18 protein-coding genes are annotated in these 17,074 nt (G+C 68.5%); 12 read left to right on the top strand and 6 right to left on the bottom strand.

The window, feature by feature from the left end:
* The first annotated feature begins 9 nt into the window (after positions 1 to 9).
* Positions 10 to 1,191, top strand: coding sequence for an iron-containing alcohol dehydrogenase (locus tag VQ065_RS10900; protein WP_003086539.1), 1,182 nt, complete (start codon positions 10 to 12; stop codon positions 1,189 to 1,191).
* Positions 1,192 to 1,195: 4 nt separating this feature from the next.
* On the opposite strand, the gene VQ065_RS10895 is transcribed toward VQ065_RS10900, so the two are convergent.
* Positions 1,196 to 2,098, bottom strand: coding sequence for a LysR family transcriptional regulator (locus tag VQ065_RS10895; protein ID WP_003086538.1), 903 nt, complete (start codon positions 2,096 to 2,098; stop codon positions 1,196 to 1,198).
* Positions 2,099 to 2,591: 493 nt separating this feature from the next.
* Here VQ065_RS10895 and VQ065_RS10890 point away from each other — a divergent pair, with 493 nt between their 5' ends.
* From VQ065_RS10890 to VQ065_RS10870, 5 genes are all read left to right on the top strand, one after another.
* Positions 2,592 to 3,926, top strand: coding sequence for an MFS transporter (locus VQ065_RS10890; protein WP_003086536.1), 1,335 nt, complete (start codon positions 2,592 to 2,594; stop codon positions 3,924 to 3,926).
* Positions 3,927 to 3,993: 67 nt separating this feature from the next.
* Complete coding sequence (locus tag VQ065_RS10885; protein ID WP_003086534.1) at positions 3,994 to 4,647, top strand: HAD family hydrolase; 654 nt, start codon at positions 3,994 to 3,996, stop codon at positions 4,645 to 4,647.
* An 81-nt stretch (positions 4,648 to 4,728) separates the two neighbouring features.
* Complete coding sequence (locus tag VQ065_RS10880; RefSeq protein WP_003086532.1) at positions 4,729 to 5,445, top strand: UTRA domain-containing protein; 717 nt, start codon at positions 4,729 to 4,731, stop codon at positions 5,443 to 5,445.
* A gap of 165 nt (positions 5,446 to 5,610) precedes the next feature.
* The gene (locus VQ065_RS10875; protein ID WP_340080398.1) at positions 5,611 to 6,513 is read left to right on the top strand and encodes a LysR family transcriptional regulator; all 903 of its coding nucleotides are present in this window, start codon (positions 5,611 to 5,613) and stop codon (positions 6,511 to 6,513) included.
* A 136-nt stretch (positions 6,514 to 6,649) separates the two neighbouring features.
* Complete coding sequence (locus VQ065_RS10870; protein ID WP_003086528.1) at positions 6,650 to 7,486, top strand: bifunctional allantoicase/(S)-ureidoglycine aminohydrolase; 837 nt, start codon at positions 6,650 to 6,652, stop codon at positions 7,484 to 7,486.
* A 97-nt stretch (positions 7,487 to 7,583) separates the two neighbouring features.
* On the opposite strand, the gene VQ065_RS10865 is transcribed toward VQ065_RS10870, so the two are convergent.
* Positions 7,584 to 8,432: a CAP domain-containing protein gene (locus VQ065_RS10865; protein ID WP_003082304.1), complete on the bottom strand. Its 849-nt coding sequence runs from the start codon at positions 8,430 to 8,432 to the stop codon at positions 7,584 to 7,586.
* Positions 8,433 to 8,522: 90 nt separating this feature from the next.
* On the bottom strand, positions 8,523 to 9,398 hold the full coding sequence (locus tag VQ065_RS10860; protein WP_003086525.1) for a LysR family transcriptional regulator: 876 nt from the start codon (positions 9,396 to 9,398) through the stop codon (positions 8,523 to 8,525).
* 145 nt (positions 9,399 to 9,543) lie between these two features.
* On the opposite strand from VQ065_RS10860, the gene VQ065_RS10855 reads away from it, so the two are divergent.
* Positions 9,544 to 10,530: an NAD(P)H-quinone oxidoreductase gene (locus VQ065_RS10855; protein WP_014603663.1), complete on the top strand. Its 987-nt coding sequence runs from the start codon at positions 9,544 to 9,546 to the stop codon at positions 10,528 to 10,530.
* 6 nt (positions 10,531 to 10,536) lie between these two features.
* Here the strand turns inward: VQ065_RS10855 and VQ065_RS10850 are convergent, their stop codons facing one another.
* Entirely contained in the window at positions 10,537 to 11,268 is a 732-nt protein-coding gene (locus tag VQ065_RS10850) for a PA1136 family autoinducer-binding transcriptional regulator (protein ID WP_003086520.1), read from the bottom strand.
* A gap of 171 nt (positions 11,269 to 11,439) precedes the next feature.
* On the opposite strand from VQ065_RS10850, the gene hchA reads away from it, so the two are divergent.
* From hchA to VQ065_RS10835, 3 genes are all read left to right on the top strand, one after another.
* A complete protein-coding gene (gene hchA / locus VQ065_RS10845) occupies positions 11,440 to 12,315 on the top strand; it encodes a glyoxalase III HchA (protein WP_003086519.1) in 876 nt (291 codons plus the stop codon).
* A 255-nt stretch (positions 12,316 to 12,570) separates the two neighbouring features.
* Complete coding sequence (locus tag VQ065_RS10840) at positions 12,571 to 12,984, top strand: thiol-disulfide oxidoreductase DCC family protein (protein WP_003086516.1); 414 nt, start codon at positions 12,571 to 12,573, stop codon at positions 12,982 to 12,984.
* A 66-nt stretch (positions 12,985 to 13,050) separates the two neighbouring features.
* Positions 13,051 to 13,401 (top strand): DUF7079 family protein, encoded by a 351-nt coding sequence (locus VQ065_RS10835; protein ID WP_003086514.1) that lies wholly within the window; start codon positions 13,051 to 13,053, stop codon positions 13,399 to 13,401.
* 9 nt (positions 13,402 to 13,410) lie between these two features.
* On the opposite strand, the gene VQ065_RS10830 is transcribed toward VQ065_RS10835, so the two are convergent.
* Positions 13,411 to 14,100: a hypothetical protein gene (locus VQ065_RS10830; protein ID WP_003133880.1), complete on the bottom strand. Its 690-nt coding sequence runs from the start codon at positions 14,098 to 14,100 to the stop codon at positions 13,411 to 13,413.
* Between the two features lie 312 nt (positions 14,101 to 14,412).
* Here VQ065_RS10830 and VQ065_RS10825 point away from each other — a divergent pair, with 312 nt between their 5' ends.
* Positions 14,413 to 15,681 (top strand): MFS transporter, encoded by a 1,269-nt coding sequence (locus VQ065_RS10825; protein ID WP_340080397.1) that lies wholly within the window; start codon positions 14,413 to 14,415, stop codon positions 15,679 to 15,681.
* On the top strand, positions 15,669 to 16,646 hold the full coding sequence (locus VQ065_RS10820) for a rhamnosyltransferase (protein WP_003082283.1): 978 nt from the start codon (positions 15,669 to 15,671) through the stop codon (positions 16,644 to 16,646). The genes VQ065_RS10825 and VQ065_RS10820 overlap by 13 nt, the downstream gene beginning before the upstream one ends.
* Here VQ065_RS10820 and VQ065_RS10815 read toward each other — a convergent pair.
* Positions 16,643 to 17,050, bottom strand: coding sequence for a FosA family fosfomycin resistance glutathione transferase (locus VQ065_RS10815; protein WP_003086505.1), 408 nt, complete (start codon positions 17,048 to 17,050; stop codon positions 16,643 to 16,645). The genes VQ065_RS10820 and VQ065_RS10815 overlap by 4 nt on opposite strands.
* Between the last annotated feature and the right edge of the window lie 24 nt (positions 17,051 to 17,074).

Below are 17,074 nucleotides of genomic sequence, written 5' to 3'. Positions count from 1 at the left end.
AGCATCGCCATGAGCGACCTGCATTACTGGAACTACCCCACCGATATCCTCTGCGGCGTCGGCGCCCTGGAACAACTGCCGAGGCGTTGCGCGCTGGCGGGCGCGCGCCGGCCCCTGCTGGTCACCGATCCCGGCATGCTCGCCCTGGAGCCCCTGCGCCTGGTGCGCGAGTGCCTGGAACGCGCCGGCATCGACCATGACCTGTTCCACGAACTGTCGAGCAACCCCAGCCTCGCTGAAGTCCAGGGCGGCGCCAGGCGCTTCGAGGCCGGCGGGCATGACGCGCTGATCGCCCTCGGCGGCGGCAGCGCCCTCGACGCGGCCAAGGGAATCGCCCTGCTCAGCCGCGATCCGCACGGCCTCGAACGCTTCGAATGGACGCAGACGCTGCGCAGCTATCCGACCCTCGCCGACTACCCGCTGCTCGGCCTGCCGCCGCTGCTGGCGCTGCCCACGACCGCCGGCACCGGCTCGGAACTGGGACGCGAGGCGGTGCTGACCGACACGCAACTGGGCATCAAGCGGGTCGTCGGCCACCGCGAGCTGCTGGCCGCCTGCGTATTCCTCGACCCGCGCCTGACCCGCGGGTTGCCGCCGGCGCTGAGCGCCGCCACCGGCATGGACGCCCTCACCCATCACCTGGAGGCGCTGTTCTCGCCGCTCTACCATCCGATGTCGGCGGGCATCGCCCTGGAAGGCGTGCGCCTGGTCAGGCAGCACCTGGAAAACGCCGTGCGCGACGGCAACGACCTCGCCGCCCGGGAAGGCATGCTGGTAGCCTCGGCCAGCGCCGCAGTGGCATTCCAGAAGGGGCTTGGCGGGGTCCACGCCCTGGCCCACCCGCTGGGCGCTCGCCATCACCTGCACCACGGCCTGCTGAACGCCGTGCTGCTGCCCTACGTTCTGCTGGCCAACCGCCCGGCGATAGAAGCCGACGCCGCGCGCCTGGCGCGCTACCTGGAACTCGACGAAGCGAGCTTCGACGGCCTGCTGGCGTGGATCCTCGAACTGCGCGCGCGCATCGGCATCCCGGCGAACCTCGCCGCCCTCGGCCTGGACGGCGAGGACGCGCAATGGGTGGGCGAGCAGGCGCTGGCCGACCTGTCCTCCTCGGCGACCAACGCCCTGCCGCTCGATGCCCGGGATTATGCGCGCATCTACCGCCAAGCGGTGGCCGGGACTCTCGCCTGAGCGCTCAGGACGCCAGGCCGTGGACCTGCAGCAGGTCGTCGATGAAGGCGCGGGCGGCTTCGCTGAGGGGGCGTCCGGCATAGACGATCATGCTGTGCTCCACCGGGTAGCTCAGCCGCTCCGGCAACAGCGCGCGCATCCGCCCGCGCTCGATCCAGGCTTCGGCGTAATGGGTCGGCAGGTAGCCCAGGTGGGTGCCGGCCAGCACGGCATGGGCGACCGCTTCCATGTGGTAGGCGGTGGCGCGGCTGCGCGACGGGCGTAGCGGCAGGACCAGGTTTTCCGGCAGGAAGCCGTGCATCACCCAGTCGCAGGCGGCGATCCGCTCCAGGGTCGGCTGCGCCTCGGCGAACAGCGGATGGCGATCGCCACAGAACACGCCAATCTCTTCGCGATACAGCGGGCGGTATTCGAGGCTCGGCCGCGAACGGCTGAAATAGGAAATCGCCAGGTCCAGCTCGCCTTCGATCACCGCCAGTTCCAGCTCGGTGGGCGAATTGACGAAAAGGTTCAGCTGGACATCCTGGTCGCGCCGCTGGAAGCGCGCCAGCGCATCGCCGAAACGGGCCTGGGGCAAGGTCGCGAGATTGTCCGCCAGGCCCAGGTACAGTTCCCCGACCAAACGTCCGGACAACGCCTGCGCCTGGTCGCGAAACAGGCCGATGGCGTCGAACATCGTTCGCGAAGCCTCCAGCACCCGGCGGCCCTTGGCGGTCAGTCGGAAGCCGCCCTTGCCGCGCTCGCAGAGCCGGTAGCCGAGGCGCTTCTCCAGGCTGGCGATGTGCATGCTGATGTTCGACTGGCTCATGTTCAGCTCGGCCTGGGCCGCGGTGAAACCGCCGCACTTCACCACGCAGGCGAAGATGCGCAACAGACGCAGGTCTAGGTCGGTGACGTTTCTCAGCATGGCGGTCCGATCCGGCGCGAGGTCCCGCAGTCTAGCCGAGCGCCGCGACACACGGCCATCCAGCGGCGGCGCACGACGCGCCAGAGGCGCTGGCACATCATCGAAAATCTGGTCTATTCCAATTTCTTGAAAATACGCGGAAAAGTCCCGCCCAAAGGTGCAACCAGGACAAGAAAACGCACCAATACCGGGCAATCCCTCGAAAAAATCGAATGGTTTCGCTCTATTTTTGGTCTATACCATAAAAATACCCGGTGCTAGATTGACCTTCGCCAGCCGGCCCAGCCTGACCGGATCGGCGCCACGCACCGCCGCCACACCTTCACAATCCATCTCAGCCTCGGCAGGACCGAGCAGGAGCGCGCCGACAGCCAACCTTGCGCACGAAAAAAGCCATGGAAAAGGCATCTGGCCTAGACCATGCATCCGGACAGCTTTGCAGCAGCACAACAAGAACAACCTCCCCGCACTGTCTAGACCCATAGGGACCCACATGAACAACCACAACGGTACCCTGCACCGTGGCTGGCAATCGCTCCAGCGCTGGCGCATCCAGATCTTCGTCATCACCTGGCTGGCCTACGCCGCCTTCTACTTCACCCGCAAGGCCTTCTCGGTGGCCAAGCTCGGCATCGCCGAAGACCCCTCCTTCGAACTCGACAAGAGCGCCATGGCCGATCTCGATGCCCTCTACCTGGCCGCCTACGCCGTGGGCCAGTTCATGTGGGGGGTGTTCGCCGACCGCTTCGGCACCCGCGTGGTGGTGCTCGGCGGTTTGCTCACCTCGGCGCTGGCGGCGCTGGCGATGGGTACCTTCGCCACCCTGCCGATCTTCGCCGCCTGCATGGTGGTCCAGGGCCTGGCGCAGTCCACCGGCTGGTCGGGGCTGTGCAAGAACATCGGCGCCTTCTTCGCCACCTACGAGCGAGGCCGCGTGCTCGGCCTGTGGAGTACCTGCTACGCCTTCGGCGGGCTGGTGGCGACGCCGTTCGCCGGCTGGTGCGCCTACCGGTTGACGCATGACTGGCGCATGGCCTTCCTGTCCTCGGCGGGAGTGGTGCTGGCGGTGGCCGTGCTGTTCTTCTTCCTCCAGCGCAACCGTCCGCAGGACGTCGGCCTGCCGCCCGTGGAGGCCGAGGCCGCGCCCCCCGCCAACGCGCCCCGGCCGAGCCATTCCGGCGCCCTGCTGAAGGCGCTCAGGAATCCCCACGTGCTGGTCCTCGGCATCGCCTACTTCCTGCTCAAGCCGGCGCGCTACGCGATCCTGCTCTGGGGCCCGGTGATCATCTACGAACGCATGCCGGAGATCGGCAAGGTCGCCTCGGCCATCGTGCCTTCGGCCTTCGAGGTCGCCGGGCTGGCCGGGCCGATCCTCATCGGCCTGGCCTCGGACAAGCTGTTCGGCGCCCGCCGCATGCCGGCCTGTGTGCTCAGCCTGGCGGCGCTGACCCTGAGCCTGGCGCTGTTCGTCCCGGCGATGCAGAGCGGCAGCCTGTACCTGGTGGTCGGCCTGCTGTTCATGATGGGCGTCACCCTCTACGGGCCGGACTCGATGATCAGCGGCGCCGCCGCCATCGACTTCGGCACCAGCGAGGCGGCCGGCACCGCCACCGGCTTCGTCAACGGCTGCGGCTCGGTCGGGGCGATCCTCGGCGGCCTGCTGCCGGGCTACTTCGACACCCTCACGGTGTTCTTCGTGTTCACCGCCACCGCGCTGCTCGCCAGCCTGCTGCTGGTGCCGTTCTGGAACAGCCGGCCAGGCGCGTGCCGCGTCGAACCGAAGGCGCATGCCGGCGGGCCGCTGCTGGCGGCCGGCAAGCCGCGTTGAAACCTCGCCGAACCATCGCCCGGCGCCAGGCGTGCCGGGCCAATCCCTAGCGAACAAGGAACCGCCTATGCCACTTGCCCTCTTCGACCTCGACGACACCCTGATCGACGGCGACTGCGCGACCCTCTGGGGGCGCTACATGACCGAACTGGGCTGGGTCGAGAAGACCGCCTTCCTGCACCAGGAACGCCGCCTCATGGAACTCTATGCCGAGGGCCGGCTGGCCATGGAGGACTACATGGACTTCAGCCTGGCGCCCATCGCCGGCCGCACCCCGGCGGAGATCGCCGGCGCCGTCGAGGATTTCGTCGCGCGGATCGTTGCGCCGCGCATCCACGCCGACGCCGTGCGCTGCCTGGAACGCCACCGCCAGGCCGGCGACCGCCTGCTGATCATCTCCGCCTCGGCGCACTTCCTGGTCAGCGCCATCGGCCGCCGGCTGGGGGTGGACGAGGTGCTGGCGATCGACATCGAGGAGCGCGACGGCCTCTACACCGGGCGCACCCGCGGCACCCTCACCTACCGCGAGGGCAAGGTCCGTCGCCTCGACGCCTGGCTGGCCCAGGAGGGCGAGACGCTGGCCGGCGCGACCTTCTATTCCGACTCGCGCAACGACCTGCCGCTGCTCTCGCGGGTCGACCGGCCGCACACGGTGAACCCCGACCCGGCGCTGCTCGGGCACGCCCGCGAGGCCGGCTGGCCGGTGCTGCAATGGCGCTGAGAAGGCGCGCCGCGCTATACCGCCGGCGGCCCGGAAGCATTACCCTGTAGCCCCCCGGAGCCCCAGCGGAGAAGCGTCGATATGCGCGACGAGCCGTCCCGACCCCTGACGGTGATCTACCAGTCCCTGCGCGAGCAGATCGAGCGCGGCCTGCTCGCGCGCGGCAGCAAGCTGCCCAGCGAACGGCAGTTGAGCGAGCTGTTCTCGACCACCCGCATCACCCTGCGCGAGGCGCTCGGCCAGTTGGAGGACCAGGGCCTGATCTACCGCGAGGAACGCCGCGGCTGGTTCGTCTCGCCGCAGCGGCTGCTGTACAACCCGCTGGTGCGCAGCCACTTCCACGCGATGGTCGCCGACCAGGGCCGGGTGCCGGAGACCGAGGTGCTCGGCGCGGCGATGATCCCGGCCAGCGTCGACATCTGCCAGCGCCTGGAGCTGCCGGCGCTGTCGCGGGTGTTCCAGATCCGCCGGGCGCGGCGGGTCGACGGGCGGCTGGTGCTGTACGTCGAGCACTACCTGAATCCCGCCTACTTTCCCGGCATCGAGCGCTTCGACCTGACTCGCTCGCTGACCGATCTCTACGCCAACCACTACGGCATCCGCTACGGCCGGGTGCGCTTCGAGATGGTCCCGACCATCCTCCCGGCGGAGGCCGCCGGGCCGCTGCGGGTCTCGGTGGGTAGCCCGGCGCTACAGATCGTGCGGGTCAACCGCGACCAGGCGGGCCGCCTGATCGACTGCGACCTGGAGTACTGGCGCCACGACGCGCTACAGGTCAACGTCGAGGTGCCCGAGTAGCGCTCCGCAGTCCTGTTCCTGGCGCATGCATGACCGCCTGGCGGGTTTCCCGCCGCTTCCAGCGCATTGGTCGACCGCTGGGCACGCTGCGTCGACGCTGAGCGGTTGCCGCTGACGGCACGGCCTGCTAAAAGCGGCGACGACATTCGAAAATGCGATACGACCATGAGCGACAGTGAAAAATCGAATAGCCGCCTGTTCGACCTCGACCTGCTCCGCGCCATCGTCACGGTGGCCGACTGCGGCAGCTTCACCACTGCCGCCGCGCGCCTGCACTCGATCCAGTCGACCGTCAGCCAGAAGGTTCGCCGCCTGGAGGAAATGGCCGGACACCGCCTGCTGGAGCGCGGCAACCGCGACGTGTTGCCGACCGACGCCGGCGATACGCTGCTCGGCTACGCCCGTCGCCTGCTGGCGCTGAACGACGAACTGGCCGAAGCCCTGTCCGGCGCCACGGTGGCGCTGACGGTGCGCATCGGCGTGCCGGACGACTTCGCCGCCGGCCGTACCACCGAGCGACTGGCGGCCTTCAACCGGCGTTATCCACAGGTCAAGCTGGAAGTCACCAGCGGCATGAGCCGCGACCTCAGCGCCAGCTACGACCGCGGCGAACTGGACCTGGTGCTGCTCAAGCAGCGACGCGCCAGCCGCGAGGCACTGGCCTGCTGGCCGGAAAAGACATGCTGGGTGGACAGCGCCAGGAACCCCTGCATCGACCTCGACCCGCTGCCCATCGTCACCTTCCCGCCGCGCGGGGTCTACCGCGACGAGATGATCGCCGCCCTGGAAGCGGTCGGCCGGCGCTGGCACATCAGCTTCACCAGTTCCAGCCTCAGCGGCCTGCAATCGGCCATCGCCGACGGCATGGGCATCGGCCTGCTGCCGCTGCGCGCGGTGAGCGCAGGCCATGCGGTGCTGCCGAAGAACGCCGGGCTGCCGGCGGTGGACGTGTTCGAAGTGGCGCTGCTGCACCGGCCGGCGGCGGATCCGATGGTGAAGGCGCTGGCGCGCGTGCTGTCGCGGGTGCTGGCGGAAGATACCCGGAGCCGGCCCGCATTCGAAAAATGAATATACTGGATTCCAACATTTAATTTGTGCATGCGCCAGGCGCTGGATATCGTTGCCGTCAGCAACGGCTCGCGCCCGCCCGTTTCGCTCCGGCGGCGCGTGCGCCGGCAGCAAGACAACAACGAGGAAACGCTCCATGTCCAAGTCCAGCTACTACGCGCCGCACGGCGGGCACCCGGCACAGACCGAGCTGCTCACCGACCGGGCGATGTTCACCGAAGCCTATGCCGTGATTCCCAAGGGGGTGATGCGCGATATCGTCACCAGCCACCTGCCGTTCTGGGACAACATGCGCATGTGGGTGATCGCCCGCCCGCTGTCCGGCTTCGCCGAGACCTTCTCGCAGTACATCGTCGAACTGGCGCCCAACGGCGGCAGCGACAAACCGGAGCAGGATCCCAACGCCGAGGCCGTGCTGTTCGTCGTCGAAGGCGAGCTGAGCCTGACCCTGCAGGGCCAGGTCCACGCCATGCAGCCGGGCGGCTACGCCTTCATTCCGCCGGGCGCCGACTACAAGGTGCGCAATACCACCGGCCAGCACACCCGCTTCCACTGGATCCGCAAGCACTACCAGAAGGTCGACGGCGTACCGCTGCCGGAAGCCTTCGTCACCAACGAGCAGGACATCCAGCCGCTGGTGATGCCGGACACCGAAGGCCGCTGGAGCACCACCCGCTTCGTCGACATGAGCGACATGCGCCACGACATGCACGTCAACATCGTCAACTTCGAGCCGGGCGGCGTGATCCCCTTCGCCGAGACCCACGTGATGGAGCACGGCCTGTACGTGCTGGAAGGCAAGGCGGTGTACCGCCTGAACCAGGACTGGGTCGAGGTGGAGGCCGGCGACTTCATGTGGCTGCGCGCCTTCTGCCCGCAGGCCTGCTATTCGGGCGGCCCGGGGCGCTTCCGCTACCTGCTGTACAAGGATGTCAACCGGCACATGCGCCTGACTCTCAATGCGCCGCATTGAGGGCGGGACAGGCTGAAAGGGAACCCGGCGCCATGGCGCCGGGTTTTTCGTTTGCGGAAGGCGCCCAGCCCTTCGTCAGCTCCGGGCGCGGAGGACTTCAGGGCGAACCGAACATGGCCGTCCAGTAGATTCCTGCGTCGCTCTTCGGATCGGTGGCGTAGGCCGCGCCCAGCTCGCGGTAGCCGGGGTTCATCAGGTTGGCGCAGTGGCCCGGGCTGGCCAGCCAGCCATCGACCACCTTGTCCACCCCGTCCTGGCCGGCGGCGATGTTTTCGCCAATCAGCCCGCCGCTGTAGCCGGCCAGCTCGGCGCGGTCGCCGGGGGTGCGGCCGTCGCGGTCGAGGTGGTCGAAGAAGTTGCCGTTGGCCATCGCCCGCGAATGCGCTTCGGCGGCGCCGCCAAGGGTGGCGTTCCAGGCCAGCGGCTGGGCCGCTGCGTAGGGCTTGCCACCGCACTGGCGGGCTTGCCCGCGGGCGGCGTTGATCCGTTCCAGGAGCTTCTGCCCTTCCGCCTGCCAATCGCCCATGCCGCCGCGCAGCAATGGCCGGGCGAGGACGATGCGCCAGTCGCGGTCCTGGCGGCTGACGCCGACGTCGACGAATTGCGGGTCGAGCACCACGCGGCAGAAGCTTTCCTGCAGCGCCTTCATCGCCGCGCCGGCATCGCGCGGCCCGGAAAGGCTGATCGACTGCACGTTGACCATCGGGTAGGCGGCCTGCGCCATCGCCTGCTGCAGGTCGCCGGCGGCATTCACCGGCAAGGCCAGGCGCGGATCGGCGGCCAGCGGCGGCAGTTCGCCGCTGGCCTGCCCGCCGCAGGACTGCACCTGGCCACGGTAGGCGTTGATCGCCTCGACCAGTTGCGCCTCGTCGGCGGCACTGGCGGCCGCTGCGAGCGCCAGTCCGAGCGTCAGTACGGCCAAACGCGGGATGCTTGGGATTGCCATGGAAATCTCCTCGATCTGATGGCGCCTATGATGCGCGATTCCGCGGCGCGCCGCCGCATTCGACCGGAACCCGGCGCCGGCGTTGCAGGCTCAGGCCGGCGCTTCGGCGAACGCCTCCACCAGCCGCTCGATCACCGCGCGGACCCGCGCGGTGTGGCGCAGGTCCTTGTGGGTAACCATCCACACCTCGTATGGCCGGCGTCGCTCGCGCTGCGGCCAGACCCGCACCAGTCCGTCGCGCTCGCCCATGTACAGCGGCAGCTCGCAGAGCCCCAGGCCACGCGCCAGGGCCTGGCGCACCATCATGTTGGAATTCACCGCGATGACCACCCGGCCGTCGCGGATCGGCTCGCCGCCCAGGGTCAGTTCGCGCTGGCTGTGCCAATAGGGTTCGTACATCACCAGGTCGTGGCCGCGGAAACGCTCGCCGGGCACCGGCACGCCGTTACGCCGCAGGTAGTCCGCGGAAGCGAACAGGCCCATGGGCCAACTGGCGAGTTTTCTCAGGATCAAATCGGGATTTTCCGGCCGCAGGGTGCGAATCGCGATGTCGGTCTCGCGTTTGGGCAGGTCGACCACGGCCGAAGCGCTGTCGAGCAGCACGCGGATATCCGGGTGTTCAAGGTGCAGGCGGGCCAGGGCGGGTAGCACGAAGTCGACGGCCAGGGAGTCGGTGGTGGACAACCGCACCTCGCCGGACAGTCGGTGGTCCATCCCGCGGGTCCGCCGCAGCAGCTCCAGGGCCGAGCACTCCATCTTCTCGGCCAGTTCGAAGGCCGCCTCGCCGGCCGGGGTCAGCAGGTAGCCGGACGAGGTGCGCAGGAACAGGGTCGAGCCCAGCGCCGCCTCCAGCGACGCCAGCCGCCGGCCCACCGTGGCCTGGTCGATGTGAAGCGCGCGGGCGGCGCCGCGCAGGGTGTGCTCGCGGCAGAGCGCGAGGAAGACGCGGGTGTCGTCCCAATTCATGGCGGTTGTCCTGATGCATTTTCGCATCAGTCTAATGAAAAAGCGCTGCGCGACCACGGCATCCGCGCTGATTACCATGCGAACCAGGTCCGAACCACTTTCCCAGGAGCATGCGATGAGCAGCACGAACCGATTTCCCGAACGAATGACCGCCATCGAGATCGCCCGGCCCGGCGGCCCCGAGGTACTGGTGGCGACCAGCCGGCCGCTGCCGACGCCCGGCCCGCGCGAGGTTCTGGTCGAAGTCCGCGCCGCCGGCGTCAACGGTCCCGACGTGCTTCAGCGCAAGGGCGTGTACGACCCGCCGCCCGGCGCCTCGGACATTCCCGGCCTGGAAATCGCCGGCACGGTGCGGGCGGTCGGCAGCGAGGTCAGCCGCTTCGCCGTCGGCGAGGCGGTGATGGCGTTGATTCCCGGCGGCGGCTACGCGCAGTTCGCGGTGGCCGACGAGCGCACCACCCTGCACCTGCCCGACGGCCTGGGCATGGAGGAAGCGGCGGCGCTGCCGGAAACCTTCATGACCGTCTGGGTCAACCTGTTCCAGCGCGGTGGCTTCAAGGCCGGCGAGACGCTGCTGGTCCACGGTGGCGCCTCCGGCATCGGCACCACCGCGACCATGCTGGGCAAGGCCTTCGGCGCGGCGAAGATCTTCACCACGATATCCAGCGAGGCCCAGCGCGAGGCCAGCCTGCGCCTCGGCGCTGACCTGGCGATCGACTACACCGAGCAGGACTTCGTCGAGGAAGTGCTGCGCGGCACCGAAGGTCGCGGGGTCGATGTGATCGTCGATATCGTTGCCGGCGACTATGTGACGCGGAACTATCAGGCGGCGGCGATGAACGGACGGATCGTGCAGATCGGCGTGATCAAGGGCAAGGCCGCAGAAGTCGACCTGTTCCCGATGCTGAGCAAGCGCCTGGTCCATCTTGGCTCGACCCTGCGCTCGCGAAGCCACGACGAGAAAGGCGCGATCATCGCCGAACTGGAGCGCCAGGTCTGGCCGCACGTGCGCGCCGGCGCTGTCCGGCCGCAAGTGTTCCGCACCTTCCCCCTGGAGCAGGCGCGCCAGGCCCACGAACTGATGGACTCCGGCCAGCACATCGGCAAGATCGTCCTCACGTCCGCTCCCTGAGGCCGCTCAGACCTCGATATCGCCCAGGCGCAGCGCCCGCGCCACCGCCTGGGCGGTGGACGCCGCGCCGAGACGGCGGCGGGCGGCACGCAGGTGATTCTCCACGGTGCGCTCGGAAATCATAAGGATCGCCGCCACCTCCGCCTGCTGCTTGCCCAGGGCGATCCATTGCAGGACTTCCCGCTCGCGCTCGCTGAGCGCTTGCGCATCGCCCGCCGACACAGGGCCGCGCAGGCGTTTCAGGGCGAAGAACAGGATCGGGCAGAAGGCCTGGGCGGCGAGCTTGCAACCGGCATTCAGGTCCAGCCGCTCGCCGGCAAAAGACACCGCGCCCTCCAGGCCATTGCGGCCGAACACCGGCACCTGCATGCCATTGACCTGGCCGAGGTCGCGGACCCCACGGACGATGCGGTAGGTCATGCGCTCGGGATCCTCCGAGGGGCTCTTCGACCAGAAGAACGGCTCGTCCAGTTCGAGGATGTGCCGGGTGACCGGACAGTGCAGAAGATAGGCGTCTCGCTCCTGGGCGCTGCGCCCCTCGGCCCAGTCGCCATGGACGAAGAACAGCTCGTCGATCAGTTCGTCCTCGCCGGGGCGGGGGAACAGGCTGCAGACGATCACCCGGTCGAAGCCCAGGCGTGCGGCGAACTCCACCATCTCGCGGCAGACTGCCTCGGTGGTAGCGGCCTTGCGCAGCCGGGCGACGCTGTCGAAGAGAAGGCTGGCGTAGTCGGTCATGGAGCGGACGTTCCTGGCTTTTCCCGCATGATCCCCGGCTTGCCGGCAAAAGCCCATAGGGGAAAACCCTCAGGCGACCGATCGTGGGTTAGGGGATTTCCCCTATTTCGCCGGCCGGCGACCCCGCCTATGGTCTTGGTGCGACCTCCATCACGCAGAAAGGAACGAGCCATGAGCAACGAGCGCGACACCAGCAGAACCCCGACGCCCGACCACGCCGAGCACAACGCGTTCTTTCCCTCGCCCTATTCCCTGAGCCAGTACACCTCGGCGAAGACCGACTTCGACGGCGCCGACTACCCGACCCCGTACAAGGGCGGCAAGAAGGTGCTGATGATCGGTACCGACGAACGCTACATCCTGATGCAGAACGGCAGCATGTTCTCCACCGGCAACCACCCGGTGGAAATGCTCCTGCCGATGTACCACCTGGACAAGGCCGGCTTCGAGTTCGATGTCGCCACGCTCTCCGGCAACCCGGTGAAGCTGGAGATGTGGGCGATGCCCGGCGAGGACGAGGCAGTGAAGAGCATCTACGCGAAGTACCTGCCCAAGCTGAAAGCGCCGCAGAAGCTCGCCGACCTCCTGGAGCAGGCCGTCGCCGACGACTCGCCGTACGCCGCGGTGTTCGTTCCCGGCGGCCACGGCGTGCTGGCGGGCATTCCGCACAGCCGGGAGGTGAAACGGCTGCTCAATGCCTTCCTCGCCAAGGACCGCTACATCATCACCCTTTGCCACGGTCCGGCCTGCCTGCTGGCACCGGCGGTCGAGGAGAAGCCGGAGGACTACCCGTTCAAGGGCTACGAGATCTGCGTGTTCCCTGACGCCCTGGACACCGGCGCCAACCTGGAGATCGGCTACATGCCGGGCCCGCTGCCCTGGCTGGTGGGCGAGAACCTGCAGAAGCTCGGGGTGAAGATCCTCAACAAGGGCATCACCGGCCAGGTCCACCGCGACCGCAAGCTGCTCACCGGCGACAGCCCGCTGGCCTCCAACAACCTTGGCAAGCTGGCCGCCAAGACCCTTCTCGAAGCGTTCGCCCGCTGATTCTCCGCCGCGCCCCGTCCGTGCTCCACGGACGGGGACATCTCCCGCTCGTCCCGGCGTCATCGAACTTAAACCGGGCAGGCGCAGCATCGTCCTTCAGGAAGAGGAATGGCGCGTTGCCCGGCGCCGTCCGGCGAAAGACGAATCGATGACCGCACAGAAAGAAAACTCTGACAGCACACCGACTAGTCGTCCTCCCTTCCCGCCGTTACGGTTCCGGGCTTGCGCACAAAGCCGAACCCAAGGGGGCCCCTCATGTCACTGCCGCCGTACCTCCAGCCCGGCGACAAGGTCGTGTTGTACGACCAGCACTGCCGCTTCTGCACGCTCTGGAGCGGTTTCCTGGCACGCCGCGCCGACCACCGGCTGAGGCTGCTTGCCGCGCAGTCCGCCGAAGGCCTGGCGATTCTCGATTGGTTCGGGCTGGCACCCGATCATTTCGACACCTGGCTGTTCGTCGACGGCGCCTACGCCTGCGACGACAACGATGCCCTGCTCGAGGTGCTGCGCCTGTTGCCGGGCCCCTGGCGTCACCTGCGCTGGCTGCGCCTGCTGCCAGCCTGGCTGCGCGACGAGTGCCACGAGGCGCTACGGCGCAACCGCTGGCGCTGGTTCGGCCGCCAGCGCCAGCCCCTTCGTCGTCGCTCCTGGCGTCCCCGTCGAGCCTGACGCCTCTCCGCGCTGGCCGTGGCGGGTTATGCTGCCTGCGCACCAGCCTGCGGACCCATACCTGCCATGGCCCTTGACCCGAGCCAACGCCGACGACTGCGCCACGCGCTATCCGACGCCTTCGTCGACACTCTCCTGGAGCCCGAGGATATCGCCCGGCGAATAAAGGGCGTCGACGCGGCGTTGCTGGAGCGGTTGTTCTTCGAGGAAGTGGCGCCGGTCTGCCACGGCAACCTGCTCAGCCCCGCTCCGGCGGTATGGACCGCCTTCGACGAGGCCTGGCTGGAAGAGGCCATCGAGCGACGCCTGGCGCGGCAAAGGAGCAGCGCCCTGCGACGCTGGCACGAGCGCTGCCTGATCGCCTGGCTGCGATGGCGATACGCCGACACCTGGCGCGCGATCGCCGGCGCTCTTTGAGCGAGCGCCTCAGCGAAATACCGAATGGATGAGCTTGCCGGCCTTCTTCGTGTCGACCGCCTGCTGGCGTACCGGCGGCAGCGGCTCGCGCTTGTCCTTGTCTGCCTCGTTCATCTGCGCCACCCAGGCGTCCACCCGATCGCGGCTGACGGCGCCGTAGTTGAGACGGCAGCTATCGACGAGGGTCTTGCCCTTCTTCTCCTTGTAGCTGCACTGCACGCGGAAGTCGCCGATGTAGTTGGTGGCGAAGCTCTCGGCACGGAACGGCGCGGAGAACGGCTTGGAGGTATAGGTCTCGTAGTAGTAGTCGGTCTTGGTCAGCGGCGTAGAACGACAGTTGGACTCCACGTTCACCGCCGTGTGGGTGACGCTGCGCTTCCTTTTCTGGACCGTCTTCTCCAGCGCCTCGCCGTTGGCCTCGCAGCGCTCCTCGTACGCACCGGTCTCGCGGGTGACGGTATAGGACAGGTACCTCACCTCGAACTCGTAAAGCTCGTAGTAGCGCGGCGTCAGTGCGAGGCTGAACAGCTCGGAGTACGACGAGGTGGTGACGTGGGCCGCATGGGTCTTGGAGGCGGGATCGCGGAAACGCAGGGTCAGGCGGGTGGACGGGTCGTTGCTGCCGGTGTTCTCGAAGCCGACCACGCCGGTGACGAAGCTGGGCGGATCGCCGGCGCGCATGGAGAACCAGGACGACACCGAGCCCTGGTTCGCCGGGTTGATGTTGCAGCCCGCCAGCGCTGCCATGCAGGCGAGCACGGCAGGTAGCTTTCCTTTTCTGGGCGTCATTGAAATCCCTTTGCTCGCGACAGGAGGAAAATATCGTTAGGAAACAACGTTGAGAGGCCGGCAAGGATACCCGACTGGCGCACGGATCGCATCATTATGACATCACGCCGCCCGCCGGCGTTGCCGCGACCGTTCGTCGAACCTGTGAATTCCGGTAGTTTCCCTTGCCGTCGCTGGCGTCCCAGGATCGGGATTTCCTGTGTTCGCCGGGAGGATCCTGGCGTGTCCACGACCAGCCTCTGCCCCTCCGCCACGCGGGAACACGGTCCCGGCGCGAAACGCGTCCTGCCTCTGCTGTTCCTTACCTGCCTGCTGGATGCCGCTGGCGTCGGCCTGATCGTGCCCCTGCTGCCGACGCTGATCGGCAGCGTGGCGCCGCTGGCGGTCCGCGACGCGGCCACCTGGGGCGCCGCCCTGGTGATGACCTTCGCGCTGCTGCAATTGTTCTTTTCGCCGGTCCTCGGCAGCCTCAGCGACCGCTTCGGACGCCGCCCCGTCCTGGTCCTGGCGATGCTCGGCTTCGCCCTCAGATATCTGCTTCTGGCGTTGGCCGACAGCCTCTGGATGCTGTTCCTCGGTCGCGCGCTGGCCGGGCTCACCGGCGCCAGCGTGGCCACCGCGATGGCCTGCGCGGCGGACCTCGGCACGCACGGGCAGCGCACCCGGCACTTCGGCTGGCTGTACGCCGGCCTCGCCCTGGGCATGATCCTCGGCCCCGCTCTCGGTGGGCTGCTGGCGATGCACGGCACGACGCTGCCGCTGTTGCTGGCCGCCGGCCTGTGCCTGCTCAACGCCCTGCTCGCCGGCCTGTTCCTCGAGGAAACCCTGCCCCCGACGCGACGCCGCCGCCTGGATCCGAGGCGGATGAACGCCTTGCGCTCGATCAGCGGCCTGGCTCGGCAACCGGGGGTCGGACGCCTGCTGGCGGTGCTTGCCCTGGTATTCCTCGGCTTGCAGGCGGTGATGGTGGTCTGGCCCTTCTTCGTGATCGAGAAGTTTCACTGGAGCAGCGCCTGGATCGGCTACTCGCTGGCCCTCTACGGCGTGCTCGCGGTGCTCGCCCAGACCCTCGGCGTGAACCTCTGCAAGCGGCGCCTGGACGACGCCCGCCTGCTGCGCCTGGGCCTCGCCCTGCAAGGCTGCGGCCTGCTGCTGTTCGCCCTGGTCGACTCGTCATTCTGGCTGGTCTGCGCGCTGCTGCCCTTCGCGCTCGGCAGCCTCGCCACCCCGGCCATGCAGGGGCTGCTCTCGGCCCGCGTGCCGGTCGATCGCCAGGGCGAGTTGCAGGGCGTGCTGAGCAGCCTGATGAGCCTCGCCGCGATCGTCGGTCCGCCGCTGATGAGCGGCCTGTTCCACTGGGGCAGCGGTCCGCTCGCGCCAGTGCCCCTGGCCGGCGCGCCATTCCTCGCCGGCGCCCTTCTCGTTCTGGTCGGGCTGGTCCTGGCCTGGCAACTTCGACCTACGGGAGAAGAACGATCATGGACCGGATAGACATGGGCGTGCTGGTGGTGCTGTTCAATCCTGGCGACGACGACCTGGAACACCTTGGCGAACTGGCGGCGGCGTTTCCGCAACTGCGCTTCCTCGCCGTCGACAACTCACCGCACAGCGATCCGCAGCGCAATGCCCGGCTGCGCGGGCAAGGCATCGCCGTGCTGCACCACGGCAACCGGCAGGGCATCGCCGGCGCCTTCAACCAGGGGCTCGACGCGCTGTTCCGGCGTGGCGTGCAGGGTGTGCTGCTGCTCGACCAGGACTCCCGTCCCGGCGGCGCCTTCCTCGCCGCCCAGTGGCGCAACCTGCAGGCGCGCAACGGTCAGGCCTGCCTGCTCGGCCCACGGATCTTCGACCGGGGTGACCGGCGCTTCCTGCCGGCCATCCATCTCGACGGACTGACGCTCAGGCAATTGTCTCTGGACGGCCTGACGACCCCACAGCGCACCTCGTTCCTGATCTCCTCCGGCTGCCTGCTGACCCGCGAGGCCTACCAGCGCCTCGGCCACTTCGACGAGGAACTGTTCATCGACCACGTGGACACCGAGTACAGCCTGCGCGCCCAGGCGCTGGACGTGCCCCTGTACGTCGACCCGCGGCTGGTCCTCGAGCACCGCATCGGCACGCGCAAGACCCGCCGCCTCGGCGGTCTCAGCCTCAGCGCGATGAACCACGCCCCGCTGCGCCGCTACTACCTGGCGCGCAACGGCCTGCTGGTCCTGCGCCGCTACGCCCGGTCCTCGCCGCTGGCCCTGCTGGCGAACCTGCCGACCCTGACCCAGGGCCTCGCGGTGCTCCTGCTCGAACGCGACAAGCTGCTCAAGCTGCGCTGCCTGGGCTGGGGCCTGTGGGACGGCCTGCGGGGGCGCGGCGGCGCACTGGAGCGCAACCGCCCGCGCCTGCTGAAGCGCCTCGCCGGTCCGGCCGTGGCGTCCGTAGCTTCCGGCAAGGCCAAGGCCTAGTTGGCGAAACGCATTCCCGCATAGGGCGCTTGCCGGCACGCCGCGAGCCGGCTGCGCAGGTCGCCGACGTGGGCCTCCAGGCGATGGCCGTCCGGGTCGAGGAAGTAGAACGAATCGCCCTCGCTGCGGTTCTGCTTCCATTCGCGCACGCCATGCGCGCGCAGCTGCGCGGCGAAGCGGGCGAAGTCCGCGGCGGCGATGCCGAAGGCGTAGTGCGTGTAGTCCGCGGCCGGCCCGCCGTACTGCGGCTCCCGGGACAGGCACAGCCACAGCGAACCCAGTTCGAGATAGGCGCCCTGGTCCCAGCGCGCTTCCAGGCGAAAGCCGAGAAGATCGCGGTAGAAGGCGATGCTGGCCGGCAGGTCGGCGACCGCCAGGGTCAGGTGATTGAGACCGGTAAGCATGGGGGCTCCTTGCAAGGTGTGGCG

The organism is Pseudomonas sp. KBN10P06128, from assembly GCF_037574945.1.
GTDB classification, from domain to species: domain Bacteria; phylum Pseudomonadota; class Gammaproteobacteria; order Pseudomonadales; family Pseudomonadaceae; genus Pseudomonas; species Pseudomonas aeruginosa.
This window is presented reverse-complemented; position numbering and strand designations above follow the sequence as displayed.